The organism is Occallatibacter savannae (genome assembly GCF_003131205.1).
Classification (GTDB): Bacteria; Acidobacteriota; Terriglobia; order Terriglobales; family Acidobacteriaceae; genus Telmatobacter; species Telmatobacter savannae.
Map to the genome: position 1 here is coordinate 452,474 of NZ_QFFY01000001.1, position 19,903 is coordinate 472,376.

Annotated in this window: 20 protein-coding genes and 1 pseudogene; all 21 read right to left on the minus strand. The window is 57.8% G+C overall.

Features of this window, described 5'->3' with window-relative positions; all coding sequences use genetic code 11:
* Window positions 1-15 precede the first annotated feature (15 nt).
* Window positions 16-2,427, minus strand: a complete 2,412-nt coding sequence (locus DHV10_RS02000; RefSeq protein ID WP_109484642.1) for a c-type cytochrome — start codon at window positions 2,425-2,427, stop codon at window positions 16-18.
* A gap of 111 nt (window positions 2,428-2,538) precedes the next feature.
* Window positions 2,539-3,438, minus strand: coding sequence for a flagellin N-terminal helical domain-containing protein (locus tag DHV10_RS02005; RefSeq protein ID WP_109484643.1), 900 nt, complete (start codon window positions 3,436-3,438; stop codon window positions 2,539-2,541).
* Between the two features lie 38 nt (window positions 3,439-3,476).
* Window positions 3,477-4,898, minus strand: a complete 1,422-nt coding sequence (flgK, locus tag DHV10_RS02010) for a flagellar hook-associated protein FlgK (RefSeq protein WP_109484644.1) — start codon at window positions 4,896-4,898, stop codon at window positions 3,477-3,479.
* A gap of 312 nt (window positions 4,899-5,210) precedes the next feature.
* Complete coding sequence (gene flgM, locus DHV10_RS02020) at window positions 5,211-5,525, minus strand: flagellar biosynthesis anti-sigma factor FlgM (protein WP_109484646.1); 315 nt, start codon at window positions 5,523-5,525, stop codon at window positions 5,211-5,213.
* Between the two features lie 67 nt (window positions 5,526-5,592).
* Window positions 5,593-5,895 (minus strand): hypothetical protein, encoded by a 303-nt coding sequence (locus DHV10_RS02025; protein ID WP_109484647.1) that lies wholly within the window; start codon window positions 5,893-5,895, stop codon window positions 5,593-5,595.
* Window positions 5,895-7,016: a flagellar basal body P-ring protein FlgI gene (locus tag DHV10_RS02030; protein ID WP_109484648.1), complete on the minus strand. Its 1,122-nt coding sequence runs from the start codon at window positions 7,014-7,016 to the stop codon at window positions 5,895-5,897. Before DHV10_RS02030 ends, DHV10_RS02025 begins: the two co-directional genes overlap by 1 nt.
* Window positions 7,017-7,143: 127 nt before the next feature.
* On the minus strand, window positions 7,144-7,866 hold the full coding sequence (locus tag DHV10_RS02035) for a flagellar basal body L-ring protein FlgH (RefSeq protein WP_109484649.1): 723 nt from the start codon (window positions 7,864-7,866) through the stop codon (window positions 7,144-7,146).
* Window positions 7,863-8,333: a flagella basal body P-ring formation protein FlgA gene (locus tag DHV10_RS28140; RefSeq protein ID WP_109484650.1), complete on the minus strand. Its 471-nt coding sequence runs from the start codon at window positions 8,331-8,333 to the stop codon at window positions 7,863-7,865. Before DHV10_RS28140 ends, DHV10_RS02035 begins: the two co-directional genes overlap by 4 nt.
* Before the next feature lie 9 nt (window positions 8,334-8,342).
* Window positions 8,343-9,131 carry a flagellar basal-body rod protein FlgG gene (gene flgG / locus DHV10_RS02045; RefSeq protein ID WP_109484651.1) on the minus strand — a complete coding sequence of 263 codons (789 nt, stop codon included), beginning with the start codon at window positions 9,129-9,131 and terminating at the stop codon, window positions 8,343-8,345.
* Between the two features lie 18 nt (window positions 9,132-9,149).
* On the minus strand, window positions 9,150-9,887 hold the full coding sequence (locus tag DHV10_RS02050; RefSeq protein ID WP_109485659.1) for a flagellar hook-basal body protein: 738 nt from the start codon (window positions 9,885-9,887) through the stop codon (window positions 9,150-9,152).
* Between the two features lie 138 nt (window positions 9,888-10,025).
* Window positions 10,026-10,523 (minus strand): chemotaxis protein CheX, encoded by a 498-nt coding sequence (locus DHV10_RS02055; protein WP_162601127.1) that lies wholly within the window; start codon window positions 10,521-10,523, stop codon window positions 10,026-10,028.
* 84 nt (window positions 10,524-10,607) lie between these two features.
* Window positions 10,608-10,991 carry a response regulator gene (locus tag DHV10_RS02060; protein WP_109484653.1) on the minus strand — a complete coding sequence of 128 codons (384 nt, stop codon included), beginning with the start codon at window positions 10,989-10,991 and terminating at the stop codon, window positions 10,608-10,610.
* 962 nt (window positions 10,992-11,953) lie between these two features.
* Window positions 11,954-12,706, minus strand: coding sequence for a FliM/FliN family flagellar motor switch protein (locus tag DHV10_RS02070; protein ID WP_109484655.1), 753 nt, complete (start codon window positions 12,704-12,706; stop codon window positions 11,954-11,956).
* On the minus strand, window positions 12,690-13,667 hold the full coding sequence (locus DHV10_RS02075) for a flagellar motor switch protein FliM (RefSeq protein ID WP_109484656.1): 978 nt from the start codon (window positions 13,665-13,667) through the stop codon (window positions 12,690-12,692). Before DHV10_RS02075 ends, DHV10_RS02070 begins: the two co-directional genes overlap by 17 nt.
* 35 nt (window positions 13,668-13,702) lie before the next feature.
* Window positions 13,703-14,527 carry a FliA/WhiG family RNA polymerase sigma factor gene (locus DHV10_RS02080; RefSeq protein ID WP_239461253.1) on the minus strand — a complete coding sequence of 275 codons (825 nt, stop codon included), beginning with the start codon at window positions 14,525-14,527 and terminating at the stop codon, window positions 13,703-13,705.
* 23 nt (window positions 14,528-14,550) lie between these two features.
* Window positions 14,551-16,656, minus strand: a pseudogene (locus DHV10_RS02085) (flagellar biosynthesis protein FlhA).
* Window positions 16,653-17,810 (minus strand): EscU/YscU/HrcU family type III secretion system export apparatus switch protein, encoded by a 1,158-nt coding sequence (locus DHV10_RS02090; RefSeq protein WP_109484658.1) that lies wholly within the window; start codon window positions 17,808-17,810, stop codon window positions 16,653-16,655. Before DHV10_RS02090 ends, DHV10_RS02085 begins: the two are co-directional and overlap by 4 nt.
* Window positions 17,811-18,599, minus strand: a complete 789-nt coding sequence (locus DHV10_RS02095; RefSeq protein ID WP_109484659.1) for a flagellar biosynthetic protein FliR — start codon at window positions 18,597-18,599, stop codon at window positions 17,811-17,813.
* A gap of 9 nt (window positions 18,600-18,608) precedes the next feature.
* Window positions 18,609-18,878: a flagellar biosynthetic protein FliQ gene (locus tag DHV10_RS02100; protein ID WP_109484660.1), complete on the minus strand. Its 270-nt coding sequence runs from the start codon at window positions 18,876-18,878 to the stop codon at window positions 18,609-18,611.
* Between the two features lie 13 nt (window positions 18,879-18,891).
* Window positions 18,892-19,599, minus strand: a complete 708-nt coding sequence (gene fliP, locus DHV10_RS02105) for a flagellar type III secretion system pore protein FliP (RefSeq protein WP_109484661.1) — start codon at window positions 19,597-19,599, stop codon at window positions 18,892-18,894.
* Window positions 19,596-19,871, minus strand: coding sequence for a flagellar biosynthetic protein FliO (locus DHV10_RS02110; RefSeq protein ID WP_338042581.1), 276 nt, complete (start codon window positions 19,869-19,871; stop codon window positions 19,596-19,598). Before DHV10_RS02110 ends, fliP begins: the two co-directional genes overlap by 4 nt.
* Window positions 19,872-19,903: the final 32 nt, after the last annotated feature.

A 19,903-nucleotide genomic window follows, 5' to 3' on the forward strand; every position in this document is an offset into this window, starting at 1 on the left:
CCGTCAGCCGAAAACTCAATGCTTCTTCGCCTTTTCCGCAGGTAGCGCGAATGCCACATACATGCCTCCCTGCGGCTCATTCGGAGTTCGCGCATTGCTCGCGGCGATCACGACATACTGTCGGCCGTCCACAGAATAGGTAGCCGGCGTCGCCACTCCGGAGAACGGAAGTTCAGTCTGCCAAAGCACCTTACCTGTCGATGTATCGAACGCTCGGAACATGTGATCGTGCACTGTTGCTCCAATAAAGAGTACGCCGCTCGCAGTCACAACCGGGCCACCGTAGTTCTCGCTTCCAGTGTCAGCCATGCCCTGTTTCGCCAACGCTGGATACTGGCCGAGCGGTACCTTCCAGAGATATTTGCCCGTTTTCAGATCGATCGCGTTGAGCGTCCCCCACGGGGGAGTGATTGCCGGATACCCATCCGGATCAAGGAACTTCCGGTAACCGCTGAAGATGTATTTGTTCGAGAACTCGTCAGGATTGGCGTCCTGCCGTTTCACAGTCGTCCCAACCTCCAGGAACCGCATTAGCGCCTCCAGTTGAGCTCCCTTTGCATCTGCCGGAGGCATATCGCCCTTGCCCTTCTGAACCACTTCCGCAACTTGCGAAGCGTTCAGTCGAGCGCCGATCCCAATCAGAGATGGGGCTGGTTGAATTCCCTCCAGCTTTTCTCCATGACAAGTGGCACACTGCTCCATGTATACCTTTGCTCCCTCCGGATCCACGGCGGAACTCTGCGTATGTTGTGGAGCAGGCGCAGCCTCCATCTCCCGGGGCGGCGCAGCAGCGCCAGCGCCCCGCAGGTAGGTCAGCAACGACTCCAGATGTTCTCCCTTGATATCCGGGAACGACGGCATACGCCCGATTCCGTGCTGGATCGTGGAAACAACTTTGTCGTTCGGTAGCCGACCGCTTATGTTCACGAGCGAGGGGAAGGTTGGCGGCGATCCGGCTCGGTCCATTCCGTGGCACATCGCGCATTGGCTCTGATACAGCGCCTCGCCTGGGCTGTGCGCGCTGCTCGGTGCAATCGCTCCCGTCCACACCATCTCTGTAGCGTTGATGTAAATCACCCCATGCACCGGGTCAATCGCCGGACCACCCCACTCTGCCCCACCATCGAAGCCCGGGAAGATCACCGTCTGCTGGCCCGCCGCGAAGGGATAGAACTGCCCGCCATTTCTGAAAGTGTGAAAGGTCTTCAATGCCCAGTCGTGTGCAGCGGGAGTTCGTGACGTGAGAATGCTCTCGCTCAATTCCTGGCGCGCATACGGCTCGGGCAGATCCGGCTTGGGTTGAGTTGGCGCGGTCACCTCCCCTGGTACGTCGCTCTTCGGATAAGCGTGTTCGTGGATTGGAAATAGTGGCTCGCCATTCTCTCGATTGAAAAGATAGAGATAACCCTGCTTAGTTGGCTGAGCGATGCCGTTGATCTTCTTGCCATCTCTCTCAATGCTGAAGAGCGCCGGAGGCGAAGGGAAGTCCCGGTCCCAGATATCGTGGTGCACTCCCTGAAAATGCCATATTCGCTTTCCGGTGTTCGCATCAAGAGCCAGAAGGCTGTTCGCGTAGAGGTCGTTGCCGACTCGATCTCCACCGTAGAAATCCATCACGGCAGAGCCGGTTGGAACGTAGACGATTCCACGCTCCGCATCGAGTGCCATGCCGCACCAATTATTTGCGGCGCCTGCGTCTTTGTATGCTTCCTTGGGCCATGTCTCATAGCCAGGCTCTCCCGGCACGGGTATAGTGTGGAAGGTCCAGCGAAGCTCCCCGGTTCTGAGATCGAAGGCCTGAATATATCCGGGTGGCGAAGGCTTCGCTTCCGGATTTCGCCCGCCCACGATGATGAGGTTCTTGTAGACCACCCCAGGAGTGGTGAGAGCTATTGAAAGAGCGCTGAAATCGCTCTTCACTCCCGGGATGCCCAACCCTCTCCGAAGATCTACGTGACCGCTTTCTCCGAAACTGTTGATGAGGTGCCCTGTGTCCGCATCCAGGCAGTACAAAAAGTTCATGACACCTGCATAGATGCGCCCGTGCTCGCCATCATTCCAGTACACGAGCCCTCGAGCCGGCTGACCTGCAACGATACCCGAATCGAACTTCCACTTCAGGTTTCCTGTCGCGGCATCCAGAGCAATCACCTCATCCTTCGGTGTGTAGCCATAGAGAGTTCGGCCCACAATGAGCGGATTGGTCTGGATGCTTCCCTGCTCGTTCGTGTCGTACGTCCACGCCTTTTCCAGCGCCTGAACGTTCTCGCGATTGATCTGGGTTAGCGGCGAGTAGTGGTCGCCATCTAGGCCGCCGTTGTAGACCGGCCAGTCAGCCCCGGTCTGCGCATTTGAACAAAGGGCCGATGTCAGGACGGTGAGCAGAATAAGGAAAACCAATTGCGCAAAGCGGAGAAGAGGGGCCATGTTGTGTAGTCGCGAGTCTGAACTCGGCCCGACAAGAATACACGCCGGACCCTGGGCCTCTCACCTTTCCGGGCATTGTGGCATCCACTTCAAATCAATACAACGCGCGGTTTACTGTAGCTTGTCGAATAGGCTTCCTGAACCCAACTGGACGATCACCGCTTCGAGCGCCGTTTGCTGTGTCTTGGTCAGGGACAGCTGAGTGGCCACCTCTGCTAAATCGGCCTGCATCAGCTCTGTTTGTGCCGCGGCAAGCTGAGTTTTCTCGTTTGTCACGGCCTCACCAGCAGCTGAAATCTGAGTAATTGAGTTGTCGATCTGAACTCGTTGTTGCGACACATAGTTTAACGTCGCGGTCAGCGCCTCTGTGTCCTGAGCTGTTTGGCTGGGATTCAAGTTGCCGCCCGAAAGCTCTGCAATCAGGCTATGCAGCACTCCGAATACGCTGTTGGCTCCGAGAAACATCTGATCACCGGGGACGTTCAGCTGAATTCGCTGCCCGTTCGGAGTGACCAGGTAACTAATATCGCTATCGCCGACGTACGTTGTCACGCCCGGAGTGGTTGCTGAGGACGTGGAAAAAGGCTGAGCCATCGTCCTGCCACCGGCGAAAATGTACTGCCCTTGATAGTTGCTGTTCGCCAATGATTCCACTTCACGTAAGATTCCCGCTAATTGGCCCGCGATTGCCTTCACATCGCTTGCGTTCTTCGTTCCATTGTTGGCGCTCGTGGCCAGCGAGATCGCCTGATTTAGCTGACCAACAACACTCCCCAACGCTGAGTCTGCCACTTGGAGCTGGCCGGTTACGAGGCTGGAAGTCTGCGTGAAAGCATCGTCTGCTTGTATCTGGTTCAACAAGAGGGCATTTCTCCCCGCCGCAACCGGATCGTCCGAGATCGCGCCGATTCGCACCCCACTCGCGACTTGATTGCTCAGTCGCTGCTCGCGGCTGACGGCACTATCGAGGGCGTCTACCAGATTCGATACATACGATGGATCAACTCGCATTTCATTCGCTCACGTGTTTGCAAAAGATCATCACCGTCCTACGAGACGGTCGTTTGTTCGCCAAGGTTGATCGCCGAAGCCAGGATCCGGTTGAGGATAGCGAATATCTGAGATGCTGCCTGGTAGCTTCGCTCAAACTGCTGCATGAAAGCTGCTTCATCATTCAAATTCACACCGGACAGAGCGTTCCTGGCCGTCTGCAATTGCGTCAGGGACGCGCTTTCTGCTGTGTTCTCGATCTCAACTTGTGAAACGGTGGCACCAAGACTCGTAACAAAACTTGAGTAGAAACCTGATGGGGTCAGCCCTCGGATTACTCCGGCGTTGCGCAGACCTGCAAGGGCCACGGCGTTGGCATTGTCTCCGCTTCCCTGATTGGCAGCTGCTGCCGCCACTTGTGAAGGGTCGGTCATCAACACGCTCATGTTCGCAGCACTGCCGGTGGTTGTAATCGGCTCATTGAAGATGTAAAGCGGATTTGCTGCGGTCCCGCTATTGCCGTTCAGATCTGTTCCACCGTTGTTCAATGCGTTGGTCTGCTTCGAAATTCCGTATGCGAGTTGGTCCAGCTGCTCGATAATCTGCGGCAAGTCCTGATCTCGTGCGGTAAGAAGACCACCCAACTCCCCCCCGCTCCCGGTCAGATCTGCAGTAATATCGGTGCTGCCAAGAAAAAACCGGGTCATACCATTCACAAATCCAGTCGCGATGGTGTAGCTGGTGCCCTCTGAAACCAGCATCTCTCCGGTCGCTGTCGTAATCGAGGTTCCATTGTTTTCTGTCCTGATCTGGTTGATTCCGATCAACTGAGAAAGCTTCAATAAGTCCGACTGGCGTTCGTCCTCCAGGCTCCCGCCGTCCCGATCTGGCGAATTTCCTTCGATCTCCAAATTGAGCTTCGCAATTGCCGCCGTGAGCGAGTTCACCTGAATCGTTATGCTGGAAGCTTGCTGATCTAGCGAGTTCCTTTGCCCATTCAGGCTCGCTGCTGCATTCGACATGTCCCCAGCCAATGTCCGCGCGCTCGCAAGCACCTGGGATCGCAATGACATGTCCGTAGGATTCGCTTCAAGAGAAGCGAACGAATCAAAGAATGCCGTGATGTCGCTTCCGATGTCCCCTGCCATTGAGCTCGAAGATCCTGAAGCAGGAGGGAAGAGCCTCTCTGCGGAACGTAAAGCAGTTAGCCGGGCAGCAGAGGCCGATGCAACTTGCTGTTGCTGCGCCACTCTCTGTTCCAGAATTCGGTCGCGCACCGAGGTCGGGCCGGTCTGGCTTACCCCAGTTCCATAGGACACTCCATTGATCTCTACCGGAGCATTCTCGCTCCAGTTTGGAACCTCGCGCGTGTATCCGGGCGTGTTGGCATTGGCAACATTGTTTGCAACCACATCCAGCGCTGATTGATCTGCCTCCAGCGCGCCCGTAACAAGATATAAGGCTGAGCTGATCGTCCCCATCTCAATCCTGTGCCCCACCTTCCTCAAGTACCGCGAAAGGCCGATATTCAAGATGCACCGACCGCTTCGTTCTCGAACGGTGTAGGAATCTCCTGTTGTCCCCAGTGACGGCAAGCACGCTGGCAAACGCAGCTGTCTCTGTCTTCAGGTCACGGTCCGGGTCTGCCCCTGACTCTGGAATGTTTCCACTCAAAGCGCTAATCTGGGCAAGGATCTCCTCCAGTAGCACATTGTCACATCGCGCCAGCGCACGCCCTGCTTCTTCGACTAGTCCCTTCATGCTCGGTTGCGCCAAGGTCATCGATGCTCCGCCTATTCCCCTTCGCCGCGCAAGTTGGCGCCGAGCATCGCGTCCACCACCTTATCAGCAACCTTGGATGGCTCCACCTTATAGCTTCCCGAAGCCAGTGCCTGCTGGATGGCAGCGACTTTGTCAAGCCTTACGCCGTCCTGTCCCGCACTACTCTGCATCGCGGCGCCGATCCCGCTCAGCGTGGCCTCATCACCAGTGAATGCGGTCTGCGGTTTGCTTGACTCTGAATCTTTAAGCCTGACGCCCTTCGCCGCCTCGCTTGAACGAACCCCCAGAAGCGTCTTCAGTGCCTCAGCGTTGTTTCGGATCTCCATACGGAACCCTCCTAGGCGGATTCATCGGCTCCACGTCGGATAACGTTAGCGCAAACACACCGGAATCCTAAAGTTTTCCAGGAACAATTGCACTGTTGTCACCTGTGCCATTTCGGGAGAGGCCTGCAATAATCCGGTCAGCAATCCCGAATCCTCCAGTCCGGCTCAAAGCCTGTCCGAACATCTCGCCTCCAAAATCTGCCAGCGCCCCGTCCGACGTTTCATCACCCAACCCGTCGAACCGCGTGAGAGGACGGATCATCTCTTTCATCATCTGGGCTTCGAATTCCTGTGCTGCATTGATGAGTCGCGGCTCGGCTTTCGCGATCTCAATTCGCGCACCGTAGCCGGCGTCTCTTACGCTCAGCATTAGAGAACCTCCAGATCTGCCTCGAGTGCACCCGCTTCCTTCATAGCCTGAAGGATCGCAATCACCTCCCTCGCGCCTGCTCCAATCTGCTGCAGTTCCTGCACAAGGTCCTCTACTGTCGCGCCCTGCTTCAACATGATGCGATTCACGGGCTTGTCTTGCGCATCCACGCGTTCCCGCTCCACCGCCAGTGTTGTTCCACCTGAGAGCGCAGGAGGCTGGGAAACCTGGAACTCTGATTGCACGTTTACGGCCAGGCCACCCTGCAAGATCGATACTGGAAGCAGCCTTACTGTCCCTCCGATCACCACCGTGCCCGTCCTCTCGTTTACCACCACCCGTGCGCGCGGGAATACTTCCACCTCCACCTCTTCAACTCTGTCAATCAGAGAGGCGATATCTTCATTCCCTTCCGGCACGACTTCGACGCGCCTGCTGTCGATGGCGCGGGCCCGATTGCTTCCGATCGCGAGATTCACGGCTCCGGCCATCTTTTCCGCTGTATGAAAGTCGGCGTCGTTAAGGATCAGGCTCACCGTCCGCAGCTGCTTCACTTCAAACCCGACCGGCCGCTCCACCACGGCTCCTCCTGGTATCCTGGCCGTCGTCGGGTGGTTCAGCTGCCGTGAACTCCCTCCGGCGCTGCTCATGTAACCCCCCAGAACAACCGCGCCTTGAGCCTGAGCGTAGATCTGTCCATCCGGGCCATACAGTGGCGTCATCAAGAGAATTCCTCCTTCGAGCGATCGCGCATCGCCTGCCGAGGACGCCGTTACATCGACTCGAAACCCGGGACGGCTGAACGGAGGCAGGGTCGCCACCACGAATACCGCCGCCGTATTCTTCACCTGCATGTTGCTGGCACTGTTCGAGCCGGTTTGGGGGACCGTCACTCCCATACGCTCCAAAGCCGAGATCAGCGTTTGTGCCGGAAATACCGTCTGCGAACTGTCTCCCGTTCCCCGCAATCCCACGATCAGTCCGTACCCGACCAACTGGTTGTCGCGAATGCCCTCGATCGTCGCAACGTCCTTTACGCGAGCGAAACGTCCCGGTGGCACTCCGTGCGCCGGCCTCGCATTCGCAAGGCCGGCACAGGCCAACGTCCAGCCCAGAATCATTGCCAAACCACCTGCGCTCACCCGATAGCAAAATAAGGAAAGTGAAAAAAGCACGAGAGGCGCGAAAGACCCATCCATTGCACTGGCTGTTTTCATGTTTCTCATCGAAATCATTCTCGGGTATTCCCTAGAACACCAGCAGCCTCTCTAGCCAGCGAACAAGCGGGTTCTGGCGATACGTGGAGTCGCTTACAATGCCTTTCCCCGTGACCTCAAGCTCCAGATCCGTCATCGCTGTAGATAGCACCTGGTTCTGGGCGCTCACATCTTCAGGTCGCACTAGTCCTCTCAACTTGATTACCTGCGTCTGCTGTGAAAATGTCAGCTGCCGTGTGGCCTGCACCACAAGCATCCCGTTAGGAAGCACCTCCACGACCTCACCTCCGAAGGTCGTCGAAACACTTGAGTTCGTAGTGCTTTGTCCCTGTGCCGTCAAGCCCGAGGAAGAATTCTGCCCGACCAGGTTTGAGAGGCTGTTCGATGCTTTCAGCGCTCCAAACAGTGAGGAGACACTCGAGCTCGCATTTGATGCGCGAACATTCTTTACCTGTCCGTCGGTAGAAGCTGCAAGGCTCTCAATCACCACGATCGAGACCACGTCGTGCATGCGCGCCGCCTTGGCATCTGTACCGAGCCGCACGAGCCGTCCCTCCGCGCTCCAGATTGATCCCGGCGTAGCTACCTCTGCTGCGTGTTGCGCTCTCACGCGCTCCACATACGACCGCAGAGCCTGCTCAGGAGCCGTCTTGCTCAACGGCTGCGCTTTTCTTGCTCCATGAGCGGTCTGCGGCGCACCGAAGATCCAGAGAGTCGAAAGAAAAATGATGATGCTCCCGTAGGGATATCTCATTCGAGCGCCTCACGTGTATCAGCCAGAACAGCTCCGCCCGGAGATACAATCCGGGCGCGCACAACTTGGCCCGAAACTTGAATTCGTACTCTAATCCAATCGCCGTATGACCCGCTGGTCAAAGCAGTCGCACCCAGATCGGCTTGCACAAGTGGGCTGCTTCGCGACACGCGTAGTAGTTCCCCGTTTCGAACAAGCACTTGACGGCCGTTCGCCCTTGCCCCGATGCCGACTTCGACCATCTTCCCCGGGCCGCCCGGGTGCCGGAAATCCCTACCAACCTTCCAGAGGGTGCCGGTCGTCGGATCGCAAACGAGCAAGCCATCGGCCGCGCGGTCAGCAGCCTTCGTTGCTGGAGTCACTTGCCGGGATTGCCGTTCTCCTTGAACTTCACTGATGGCTGTCGTGGGCGATTGCAGGAGGCCGACGCCGATCAACATGACGCGTATTGCTTGCTTACTGCGCATCGGTTGCTCCTAACGGGAGAGGTTGTTTACCTGCGAATACATGTCATCCGCTGCTTTGATCACCTTTGAATTCGATTCGTAGGCGCGCTGAGCCAGCACCATCTGCACGAACTCGGTAACGACATCGACGTTCGAGTTCTCCAGATAACCTTGCTGCAAACTCCCGAGACCCTCTGTCCCGCCAGGGTTGCCGAGTACTGGATCGCCGGAACTCAGGGTCGAGCGCAGAAGATTCGATCCCATACTCTCCAGCCCTCCCGGATTCGGAAATGTCGCGAGCTGCAGTTGCCCAAGCTGAGACGGATTCTGCTGTCCAGAAAGCGTCGCATTGACCACGCCGTATTGCGTGATCGTCACCGCCGTCGCATTCGCTGGAATCGTGATGTTCGGCACGACCGGGTCTCCGTCCGTCGTGACGATCGTCCCCTGGTTATTCAGGTGAAACTGCCCCGCTCGTGTATACGCAACTGTTCCGTCCGGTCGTTGAACTTGAAAGAAGCCGGGGCCCTCAATGGCAATATCCAGCGGATTCGATGTCTGGTTGAGAGCGCCCTGGCTCATGATCATCTCGGTAGCAGCCGACTTCGTTCCCAGCCCGATCTGCAGACCGGCAGATACTGTGGATTGGCTTTGTGCTGCTCCCGGGGTCACCAGATTTTGATAGATCATGTCCTGGAATTGCAGCCGCAACTGTCTGAATCCAGTCGTCGATGAATTGGCCAGATTGTTTGCAATCGTATCCAGGTTCATCTGCTGGGCGGTCATACCACTTGCCGCCGTGTACAGCGCTCGAATCATGGCTTGCTCCTGTGATCTCTAAACCTTGGGTAGGTCCTCGGTAGCCGTCTTATTGAACTCCGTATGGAACACCATCAGAGCTTTTTGCATCATCTCGGCCTGCCGCTGCATCACCAGCAGGTCGAGTGAGCCTTGAATCGCGTCCTGATTCGCGCCCTCGAGTTCTCCTTGACGGATTACGTATGCCTTGGGCGCCCCGATAGAAGCGCCCTCAGGAGCTGCATACCGGTTTGCTCCTTCTGCCTTAAACGACTGGGTTCCTTGTGGGAAACCGAAGACGCCGACACTCGCGAAAACCGCGCCGTCGACCGAGAGCGCTCCATCGGCTCCCACGGAAATCTGCCCCGGAGGCGTAGGAATCGACTGTTTCGAATGCGAAAGCACTGGTTCCCCCGCTGCGGTCACCAGCAATCCTGCCTGAGAACGGTGGAAACTTCCGTCCCTCGTGAACCGCAGTCCGTTCGCGGTCTGGACAGCAAAAAAGCCATCGCCTTCGATTGCGAGATCCAAAGGATTGCCCGTATGCTGCATGGGCCCCTGTGCCCCGCTCAGCTGAGAGCCTCCGAGCAATCCAAATTCATTGACAGCTTGTCCGACCTGGGAAGGTTCCCTCTGCTCAGCGAGATAGGACCGAAAGTACTCGCGCTCGGCGCGGAAACCCGGCGTCCGCGCATTGGCCAGGTTGGCTGCGGCCTGGTCCAAGGCCTGAGCGCGCGCCACCCATCCCGATACTGCCGCATAATATCCGCTGTCCAAGTCTGCTCCTTCGTAGAGGAGGAGGAGCAGAAAGGTGGCCAAAGGGATCGGTCAGATCTAAGAGAAAACTCACATTCGGCGAAACCAACCGCGTTCGCCTACACGCCTCACATGGCGGTGCAGCGGCTTAACTCTCTCTTACAGCAACTCATCGCAGACGATTGAAACCCGGAAATCCGTGCCATCGAATGTGAACATTTGTACCAAACTGAACTCCGGACTCTGCATATGAAGGTTATAATCTCGCCCCGAGATTACCGCGGGAACTGACAATCCACAGCTGGATGCCAAGTCGGGGACCTTGCTCTTCCAGGTGCCGGCCACCATGTTGCACAGCTCTCCCACCGCATCCTTCACCACGTCGTCAAGACTTTCGAATTCCATGCCGGTCATGCGGCTAGCAATCTGCCGTGCGCTCGATTCGTCGCACGTGATCACGCATGCCCCACTCAGAATCCCGCCAAAACCCACTACTGCAGTTACGGATTCAGCGCCTGCCAGGTCGCTCTCCGATTCACGCGATCGCATTGCCTCACGCGGCACTCCGAGCATCATGTCAAACACTTCCAGAACACTCGATTTCAGGTTTTCTGGATCGGATATAAGATGCGCTGAATCCCGAAGACTCAGTGTCATTGAACGCTCCTCATCTTCTGCCCGACACTGAGCCCGCATCCCGTGCGCGTTCTGTCGAACCCCGTTGAGTGTCATAATTGCTAATCACGCCTTCGGCAAAAGCGACAACACCTTCTGCTTTACCTGGTCCGCAGTGAACGGCTTGCGGATATACCCGATGGCACCGGCTTCAATCGCCTGCTTCACATGTTCCTCGCTGGATTCGGTGGTGATCATCACCACAGGAACACCCTCCGCCAACTGCTGCTTCCGCAACTGCCGCACGAATTCCAACCCGTCCATTGCAGGCATGTTGATGTCGGAAAGAATAAGATCCACCCGCCTCGACCTCAAGACCTCGAGTCCTTCCACGCCCGACCCTGCCTCTACTACGATCAGCGACTCGAGGCCGGCCTGGCGCAGTGACCTTTCTACGATCTTGCGCATCACCGACGAGTCATCCACAATCAGGGCTTGAACCTCAGGCATGCTCGCTTCCCCCTGCTGCTCTTATCGGCAGGTTGCGCCCCGCCTTCACCTCAGAGGGCCTCCTTTGCATACGACGTCTCGGATCGAAGCGGTCTTCATCGGTACCGCATGACCGGGCTCTGTTAGCATCCGTAGCCACAACCAGTCGTGCACTCGTACCAGCCGCGAAGAGACTGGCTGAGCACGCTCGAGTGACTTCGTCAAAAGGTGGGCCGCAGCTGATTCGGAAGCCGCTTCACCTACTTGTACTTCCGGGAAAGCTTCTGCCTCAATCGATTGCATCGCGAAGCGGTGAGAAGAAGACGGCACGATCCCGCCTTCTACTTTTCTGGCCGTCATCCTCTCAAGAGCAAACACAAGTGCCGTATCCACGCATTGTTCAAAGCCGAGGTACAAGAACTTCCCCGTTGCATCTACTAGAGGCAGCGCTCCGAACGCTTCCAGGAGAGTTCGCGGGAGAACCTGGTAACTGGCCGTCAGTCCGCCGTTCCCCATTGGAAGAGCCGGACACCCCCACTGGATACTCAATGCTCGGCAGACAAGCGCCTCCGTCGTCGCGCCCTGGCGAATAAGCCATTCGCCAATTCGGAATTGACCTTCTTTCCTTTGCGCTTCGACTGCTCGTCGCAACTGGCTGCTGGTGATCCAGCCTTGTTCAAGCATGAGGAGCCCAAGCGGAACTCTGTGGTGGTACGGCTTCGCTTCCTGTACCCAGTCCCCAAGTTCTCGACTGACAGCGAGTTGGAGACGTGCCAGGGTGCATTCCGGAGAGCATAGCCAGCCCCCTTCAAACAATGGGCGCTTTCGACTGCGAAACAGTTGAAGCCAGCCAGAGCGGCATGCGGGATTCGAACAGTGCCGGATCAGCGCCGAACTTCTATCTGCGTCCGCTCCCCAACGGATCGGTGTCGGCTGCCAATCTCCATCCATGCGTGCTGACAAGGGCTGTGTGCTACCTAACCTCAGAATAGGCATCGTATGCTCTCCAGCCGTTTCTGCGGTGCAGCAACCTCGGTAACTCGGAGTCCAAAGTTCCCGTCGACCAGAACCACGGCTCCACGCGCCACAATCTTGTTTCCAACGATCAGGTCCACGGGATCAGTAACCTGCCGGTCGAGTTCCACAACATCGCCCGGGCCCAATTCAAGAATTTCGCCCAACGGCATCTCGCAACACCCAAATCGCAAAGCAGCTTCCAACTCGACATCGAGCAGAAGCTCGACTCCGGGACTGAGCTCTGGCTTTGCGACAACCTCGCTGTGGCTTTCCGCACTGATGGACCCGCTCTCCTGAAGCTTCCGGGCCGTGAGTCCGTCGTAGACGGAAACACACCAGGACCGTTCGGTCGTCTTCAACTGAAATACACGGCTCGCTGTCGCTCCTGCTTTCCCTGTACTGAAAGAAGTGACCTGGCATTTCTTCCCCGCCGTGGCCAGCAACTCGCCGGCCGCTGCTTCTGCCACTTCTCGCAGCAGTTCGCCCCAAGACGTTGTTTGCTCCGGGCCCTGTCCCAGCAGAGCCGCTTCGAGGATGAGGGCGTCAAGGGAGACAGTAAATCTGCCCTCGACTTCTCCTTCTACCTGCGCAGTAAACGCGAGTTCGCCGGTCGGCCGGGCGCCACTATCGCTGGCCTCCACAAAACTGGGCTCGCCGGCTAACGCCTGCGGAAGAAGCGATCCCGCTACCGATATCCAGCAATCAAGAAACGTGTTCATGCTCTCCGGCCCTATTCAATTCCTGCAGGCGGCCTCCACGGTGAGTGCCATGCTGCACCACCTCCACCGTTCCCAGTTCCTGACCTCCAACCCGCCACTCCGCAGCGACTGCGGTTGAGATTCCAAGACGCAGCACATCGCCTTCTCGCAACGATTCGATCTCACGTGTCGCAATGCGTACACTCGGCAGTTGGACAGATGCACCGAGACGGATTCTCCCCGCCGCAGCCCGGATTCGAGCGCGCGTCTCAGGAGAGTGGCGGTGGCGACGACCCCAGTCGGTCGTCAGACGCCGCAGAATCGTGTTTGCCACAACTGCCGGAAACGCAAGATTCAGCAGACCTGAGCCCTGCGGCATTCGGATCTCGAAGGTCAGGCAGAGCGTCTTTTCATTCACCGACATGATGCGTGCTACCTGAGTCTGCATCTGGCGCTTTTCAAAGTTGAAGCTCAGACCGACGGACTGCCAGGCGGACGTCAATTCCCGGCAGATAATCTCGACGACGCTCCCGAGAATAGCTTCTTCTATGTCGGTAAGTTCTCGCAGTGGCCCTTCTTTCCCATTCCCCCCCAGCAACAGGTCGATGATCGGGGGAGCCAGTCCCAGGTCGAGTTGCAAAATCGAGAGCGCTCCAAGGGGCTCCAGCCGCACCGATGTTACATAGCTGATCTCCGGGATGCGCATGAGGAACTCGCTGAATGGAATCTGCTCCGCCGATACGAGGTTGACTTGGAAACGGCAGCGGAGCCAAGCCGCCAGGTTGTGTGTGAGATTGCGCGCAAACAAATCATTGAGCATGCTGATCGCTCGCAATTGCTCATTTGAGATCTGTCCCGCGCGCGCAAAGTTGTATGCTACCGCGGCGCGCACAGCAGCGGAACCGCTCGCTGGCTCCGGAGAAGAAGCCCGTGCAGCACGGAACAACGCGTCGATCTCATCCTGCTTCAGCAACTTTTCCATGCAGCTATCCTTTGCCCTTCACCAGTACGCGCGTCTCAATCAGATAGGGACTGCGCGGTAGCTTTCCGTTTCGGCTTTGAGAATTCCCGCAGAGCTGCTCTCAGGTGCACTACCGCAGAAGAGTGGATCTGCGAAACACGAGATTCCACAACTCCCAGCGCCAGTCCGATCTCTCTCATCGTCAACTCCTCGTAGTAGTAGAGTGTCATTACCAAACGCTCCCTCTCGGGCAAACCCTCGATTGCTTCGGTCAGTTTCTCTCTAAGTTCTCCACGTAGGCAGCAGAAGAGCGGATCTTCGTCAGGCCGTCCGGGTACATACGCCAGCTCCTCCTCCCCCGAATCCTCGTTGTGCTCCGCGTGAAGCGTGCCGATCTCAAGGCCCTTGAGATCTCCGAGAAGTGTCTGGTAGTCTTCAACGCTGATTCGCAGTTCTGCTGCGATCTCCGCTTCGGTTGGAGCCCGCCCAAGCCGGCCGGTGAGCAAACTGATTGCCTCTTCCACCGCCCTCCCTTTTCGCCGCAGATCTCGCGGACTCCAGTCAAGCGTGCGTAGACTGTCGAGAATCGCTCCCCTGATTCGAAATTGCGCATAACTGCGGAATTGAACCTTCTTCTGCGGATCGAATTTTGTGAAGGCGTCCATCAGGCCCAGCACGCCTGCGGAGACCAGGTCCTCCATCTCCACATGTTGCGGAAGGCGCTCGTGGATGCGGCGCGCCAGAAAACGCACGATCGGCAGGTGTTCCAGAAGCAGTCTCTCGTCTTCCCCCGCGATAGCGGTTTGCGGCAGATCCCCCGGATATGGGCTCGCAATCCGTCTAGCCTGCGAAGGCCCCCGCAACTCTGAACTTGTCGCCATTCGCTTGTCTCCAGTCCCCCACATCAACGGACAGTTCCCGCGGGTCTCAGCCGTATCTCTGGCGGAATCTCCGCCGCGGCAACCACCGCCAGCATGGGTATAAGCGGTTCCAGCCATCGCTTTACGTGATAGCGAGCCGGACTCGGACAAAGGAGCACAGGGAGTGCCGAATTGTGCGTAGAACTTATAAGAGATCTCAAAGAATCGATCAGACGCCGGACTAGAGGAACTCCGGAACTCGACTTCCCGGACAACAGACGATGAGAACTGTCCGGCGAAAGAGCCTCCACGATCTCCTCCTCGAGCGCAGGATCCAGTAAGAGCACGGGCAGTTGCCCGTCCGAGTCCAACAACGGTGCAACCAGCCGTCGTCCAAGCGCCTGGCGAACACCCTCCACGAGCACCACAAGGTTTTTGTTGACCGCAGCCGTCTCAAGCAGGGTCTCCAGGATGGTTCCCAAGTCTCGGATCGAAACTCGTTCCCGAAGCAGCTGCTCGAGGACCCGGTTCACCTCGCCCAGCGTAAGCAGCTTCGGAACCAGTTCCTCCAGCAGTTTCGGATGGCTCTCATTGAGCGAATCCATCAGCCGCTTGGCTTCAGCCCTGCCCAGAAGTTCATGTGCATGCCGCCGGATCATTTCCCCGAGGTGGGTCGTCATGACTGTCACTCCATCAACGACCGAATAGCCGGCTGCAACTGCCTGCTCCTCCAGTGCGGGCGAAATCCAGGTTGCCGGTACTCCGAATGCCGGATCCCGCGTCTCCCGTCCCGGCAGCGGACGGCGATTTGGATCGGCGGACACCGCCAGAACCTGCCCGCCATCCAGTTGCCACCGCGCTACCTCGATTCCTCTCAGCGAGATCACGTACTCTCGCGGATGGAGACGAAGGTTATCTGAGATGTGCACAGGAGGTATAAGAAATCCCATCTCTGCAGACAGGTGACGCCGCAGGGCACGTACGCGGTTCAGAAGTGTCCCGCCTTGCTTCTCGTCCACCAGGGGGATCAACTGGAATCCGATCTCGAGCGTCAGTTCCTCGACGCGCAACAGTCCTGCGAGATCCGCAGAAGGCGCCTGCTCTGGCTTCTTCTGCTTCTCAATCGCCCCATCCTCCGAAGCCGATCCTTTCACCGGCTCCTTGGCCATTCTTCTTCCCGCCCAGACCAGCCCACCGCCCACCAGCAGAAATGTCGCGCCCGGCAGTCCCGGGATTAAACACATCGCTGCACACACTCCACCTGCAACGTACAGCGTAGAGGGACGCGCGAAAAGCTGTTGCCGGATTTCGGTCCCGAGCAACGCAGCGGAGTTCGCTCGTGTCAGCGTGATTCCACCCGCAACCGAAACGAGCAGCGACGGAATCAGCGTCACCAGGCCGTCCCCGACGGTCAGCACCGTATAGGTTCGCGCTGCCTCGCCAATTGCAACCCCCTGCTGCAGCGTTCCGATGAGCAATCCGGCTACGATATTGATCGCCGTGATCAGAATGGTCGCCATCGAATCGCGCTGGTTGAAGCGCGCCGCACCATCCATCGCTCCTTAAAACTCCGCCTCGCGCGCGATCGCGAGTCGCCGGCGTCTGGCCTCCGCTTCATCGATGAGCCCGGCGTTCATGTCCGCGTCGATCGCCATCTGCTTGCCCGGCAGCGCGTCCAGCGTGAATCTTGCCGTCACTTCAGCCGTTCGCACCGCTCCATGCGAAACCACCAGGAACTGGATTGCGACCAGAGCCAGAAACAGCACGAATCCCACAATGTAATTCCCGCCCACCACAAACTGACCGAATGCTTCAATCACCTTGCCCGCGGCCGCCGTCCCCTCAGAACCGTGCAGCAGAATCCTTCGGCTTGAGGCAAGATTCAGTGCGAGTCGAAACAGCGTCAGCAGGAGCAACAGCGTCGGGAAAACGGACAGTTCGACTGCTCGACGAATCTGGACTGAAGAGAGAAATACGATGACGGACGCTCCCATGGAGAGCGCAAGCAAAAGATCGAGAACCGGCGCAGGGAGCGGAACCAGCATCACGAATATCACGCTGATGGCGCCAATCGGCAACAGATACTCTCGAAATTGCAGGAGAATACCGGCGGGGGCCGGGTTCGCGATTGAGACGCTGGCAGTGCTCATTTCTTCCCCTTCTCTTTCCCTTCGGATCGTTGTTGAGCAACGTTCAGAGAAGTGTGGGGTGCAGTGCCGTTCCTCTCCCGGTTTCGTGCACGACGTTCACGCAATTCCTCCTCCACTCTCTGTCTGTACAGATAGGCAAGAATCGCTGCGACGGCCTCGTAGAGATCTGCGGGGATCGCCTGACCGACCTCTACCCACCGGTACAGAGAGCGCGCGAGCGGCGGATTTTCCACGATCGGTACTCCCGCCCACCTTGCCTCCGACTTGATCTCCTCGGCCCGCAGATTTCGCCCCTTCGCCACAACCCTGGGAGCTTCCATCGTTCCGAAATCGAATCCGAGCGCCACCGCATAGTGCGTTGGATTCGTCAGAACCACAGCCGCGCGCCCCACGTCCGACTTCACCTTTCGCCGGCGCATCTGCCGTTGCAGTCCACGGATTCGGCTTTTTGTTTGCGGGCTGCCCTCCATCTCTTTGAATTCCTGCTTCAGCTCTTCGCGACTCATCATCAGCCGCGCTTCTCGGCTCCTCCACTCCACGATGTAGTCAATCAGCGCCCAGCCCAGCAGAACCCATGCGGTTGCAGCAAGCAGGCCGTAAACGTCCGCGCCGAGCAGCTCGAGGCGTTTCGTCGAGAAAGGTGGAATCGAAAGTTGATGCGCAATGCGCTGAACAGCAACGATCGCTAGAATCATTGCCGGTATGATTGATTTGCCGACGCGCGAAGCTGCTCGAAGTGAGAACACGTTCTTCGCGTTCGTCGCGGGATTGATTCGGTCGAAACGAAAACCGAGAGCAGCCCCGCTCACCTGTACACCCCCGCCCTGCAAGATGCTGCACAACAACGATGCACCCACGATCGTTGTCATGATGATCGCGACCGGAATGCACGATTGAATTAGCGGTGCGCGCAGACCCAGAATCAGGTTCTGCATTCCCGCTTCGCGAGTTGAGCCTCCCGATGCGCTGTCAAACGCGGCCATCAGGAAAGAGCGGAATGCATCCACCATCCTGCTTCCGAAGAGTCCCATGCACAGAACCCCAGCCAGAGTTCCCGCGGCCGAAGCCAGCTCACGGCTGCGCAGAACATCTCCTTGCTTTCGCGCCTTCTCGCGTCGCTGAGGAGTTGCCTGTTCAGTGCGATCGTTCGGCACTTAGCCCTTCATTCCGTTCGCGGCGGCCGCAGGTGCGAGCTGCAGCAGGTGCTCCGCCATGTCAAGTAAAGCCGCGAATCGCGCCTCGATGAATCTGGGCCACAATGCCAGCGATCCCGTCAGAACACCAAACCCTGCGATGGTCTTCAAGGGAACGGTCAATGACATCACTGGAAGCTGAGGGCTTAGTCTGCTCATCAGCGCCACGGCGATCTCGACGAGCATCGTGGCTGCAAGCACCGGAGCTGCGAGCTCCACCGCTGCCAGGAAAATTCCGCTGGCGGCCTGAACGATTGCATGTGAAGTTACGGGAAGCAGCACGTAACTCCCGAGCGGTACTGCGCGGAAACTCCGTGCCATCGACGCGAGCACAATGCGATCCAGGCCGGCTGCAATCACCGTCAGGCTTCCCATGAGTTGAAAAAGGTCGCTCATGAGCGATGTCTGAATCGAAGACGTCGGATCGAGCAGATTCACAGCGGAAAAGCTGAACTGCACCCCAACAATCTCTCCTGCAAACAAAAGGGTTTCATTGAAAAGCGCAAGAATGATTCCGTACACCATCCCCACCATCAGTTCACCCATCACAGAGCCGAACCCGATCTCCGCATGCGCTCTCGGCAATGCGGCGACGAGCGGAGCGAGCAGGAAGGCGACCGCGCCCACAAAAACAGCTTTCGTGCGCATTGGTAGGGCTGGCGATGAGAAGAATGGCGCGAACAGGATGATCCCGCTCACGCGAACCAGCGCAAGGAGCATTGCGCTCAAGAACTGCGTCCACTCGCCCATCTTTCCTCTTCAGCCCAGGTAGCGATGGAGGTCGCCCATCAAATGCATCGCGTACGCGGTTATTCGCCCCAGGAACCATGGCATCCCGCCGAGCAAGATCGCTGCCACCGCGAGCAGGCGCGGCACGGAGGTTAACGACTGGTCCTGGACGTTCGTCAGGGTTTGGAACAGAGTAAGCACGAACCCGAGTAGCACGGTCGCAACCAGAACCGGCGCCGTGAGAATCATGGCCTCCTTCATCAGCTGCCGCAGCAATTCCGACACCAGATCTGGCGACATACGAGTGCGCTCCTTAGAAACTTTTCAACAGTGAATGCGCTAGAAGGTTCCAGCCGTCAACCATGACAAACAGAAGGATCTTGAGGGGCGTTGAAACTACAACGGGTGGCAGTTGAAACATCCCGATTGAGGTCGTGATCGCGGCGGTAACCATGTCGATCAGGAGAAACGGCAGGAACAGAACGGCTCCGATCGCGAAGCCTGCCTTCAGTTCTGAAAGAATGTAGGCCGGGATGACGACCCGCATCGGCAGATCATCTGGCGCGTTCGGCCGCTCCACCTGTCCGGCGGCAGCAAACAAGGCGAGATCCTTCTGCCGAGCGTAGCGCAGCAGGAAGTGCTTGACCGGTTTCGATCCGAGTTCGATCGCCTCCCACCCCGTGATCTTCGCTGCCCGATACGGATCCACCGCTTCTCGGTTCACGTCTGCGACGACGGGCGCGAGCAGAAACCAGGTCATCATCAGTCCGAGACCGAGAAGAGTGGGATTCGACGGAGCTGTCTGAGTCCCAAGAGCCTGACGCAGAAAGTGAAACACCACCAGCAGGCGGACCAGAGGTGTCATGCACATCAATATCGCCGGAACAAGCGTGATCAAAGTCAAGACGAACAGAATCGTCCACGGCGCCGAATCTGACGGCTGGAACCGCGTCGACAAGTCTGGGATCAGCTGAGAAGCAGCCGGACTCGCCGCGCGCGATGCGACAAACAGCACTGTCATACGCAGCTGCCCTCGACCGGGATCGCTACCGGCCTCCGCAGCGGATAAAATGCCGTCGCGCTTCCATCCGAAGTTGCAACCAGGAGACGTTCATCTTCGACCTCGACGAGGAGCAGACCCTGACGAGGAGTCACCCTGAACCGGTCGAGGATCTTCAGCCGGGACTCGGATGCAGCACGCGCTCGCAACCGCGTCATAAAAGCCCCTGCAACTCTCCTGCACATACGAGCAATCACCGGATCGGTCGACTCCCTTCGGCGGACGGCCCCCATCAATGAATCCTTGAAAGCGTTCAAAACTCCCT

Excerpts from the sequence above, each read along its gene's own strand:
- DHV10_RS02000 (WP_109484642.1), bottom strand. The coding sequence starts at position 2,427 with ATGGCCCCTCTTCTCCGCTTTGCGCAATTGGTTTTCCTTATTCTGCTC.
- DHV10_RS02005 (WP_109484643.1), bottom strand. The coding sequence starts at position 3,438 with ATGCGAGTTGATCCATCGTATGTATCGAATCTGGTAGACGCCCTCGAT.
- flgK (WP_109484644.1), bottom strand. The coding sequence starts at position 4,898 with ATGGGGACGATCAGCTCAGCCTTATATCTTGTTACGGGCGCGCTGGAG.
- flgM (WP_109484646.1), bottom strand. The coding sequence starts at position 5,525 with ATGGAGATCCGAAACAACGCTGAGGCACTGAAGACGCTTCTGGGGGTT.
- DHV10_RS02025 (WP_109484647.1), bottom strand. The coding sequence starts at position 5,895 with ATGCTGAGCGTAAGAGACGCCGGCTACGGTGCGCGAATTGAGATCGCG.
- DHV10_RS02030 (WP_109484648.1), bottom strand. The coding sequence starts at position 7,016 with ATGATTCTGGGCTGGACGTTGGCCTGTGCCGGCCTTGCGAATGCGAGG.
- DHV10_RS02035 (WP_109484649.1), bottom strand. The coding sequence starts at position 7,866 with ATGAGATATCCCTACGGGAGCATCATCATTTTTCTTTCGACTCTCTGG.
- DHV10_RS28140 (WP_109484650.1), bottom strand. The coding sequence starts at position 8,333 with ATGCGCAGTAAGCAAGCAATACGCGTCATGTTGATCGGCGTCGGCCTC.
- flgG (WP_109484651.1), bottom strand. The coding sequence starts at position 9,131 with ATGATTCGAGCGCTGTACACGGCGGCAAGTGGTATGACCGCCCAGCAG.
- DHV10_RS02055 (WP_162601127.1), bottom strand. The coding sequence starts at position 10,523 with ATGACACTGAGTCTTCGGGATTCAGCGCATCTTATATCCGATCCAGAA.
- DHV10_RS02060 (WP_109484653.1), bottom strand. The coding sequence starts at position 10,991 with ATGCCTGAGGTTCAAGCCCTGATTGTGGATGACTCGTCGGTGATGCGC.
- DHV10_RS02070 (WP_109484655.1), bottom strand. The coding sequence starts at position 12,706 with ATGAACACGTTTCTTGATTGCTGGATATCGGTAGCGGGATCGCTTCTT.
- DHV10_RS02075 (WP_109484656.1), bottom strand. The coding sequence starts at position 13,667 with ATGGAAAAGTTGCTGAAGCAGGATGAGATCGACGCGTTGTTCCGTGCT.
- DHV10_RS02080 (WP_239461253.1), bottom strand. The coding sequence starts at position 14,527 with ATGGCGACAAGTTCAGAGTTGCGGGGGCCTTCGCAGGCTAGACGGATT.
- DHV10_RS02095 (WP_109484659.1), bottom strand. The coding sequence starts at position 18,599 with ATGGGCGAGTGGACGCAGTTCTTGAGCGCAATGCTCCTTGCGCTGGTT.
- DHV10_RS02100 (WP_109484660.1), bottom strand. The coding sequence starts at position 18,878 with ATGTCGCCAGATCTGGTGTCGGAATTGCTGCGGCAGCTGATGAAGGAG.
- fliP (WP_109484661.1), bottom strand. The coding sequence starts at position 19,599 with ATGACAGTGCTGTTTGTCGCATCGCGCGCGGCGAGTCCGGCTGCTTCT.
- DHV10_RS02110 (WP_338042581.1), bottom strand. The coding sequence starts at position 19,871 with ATGGGGGCCGTCCGCCGAAGGGAGTCGACCGATCCGGTGATTGCTCGT.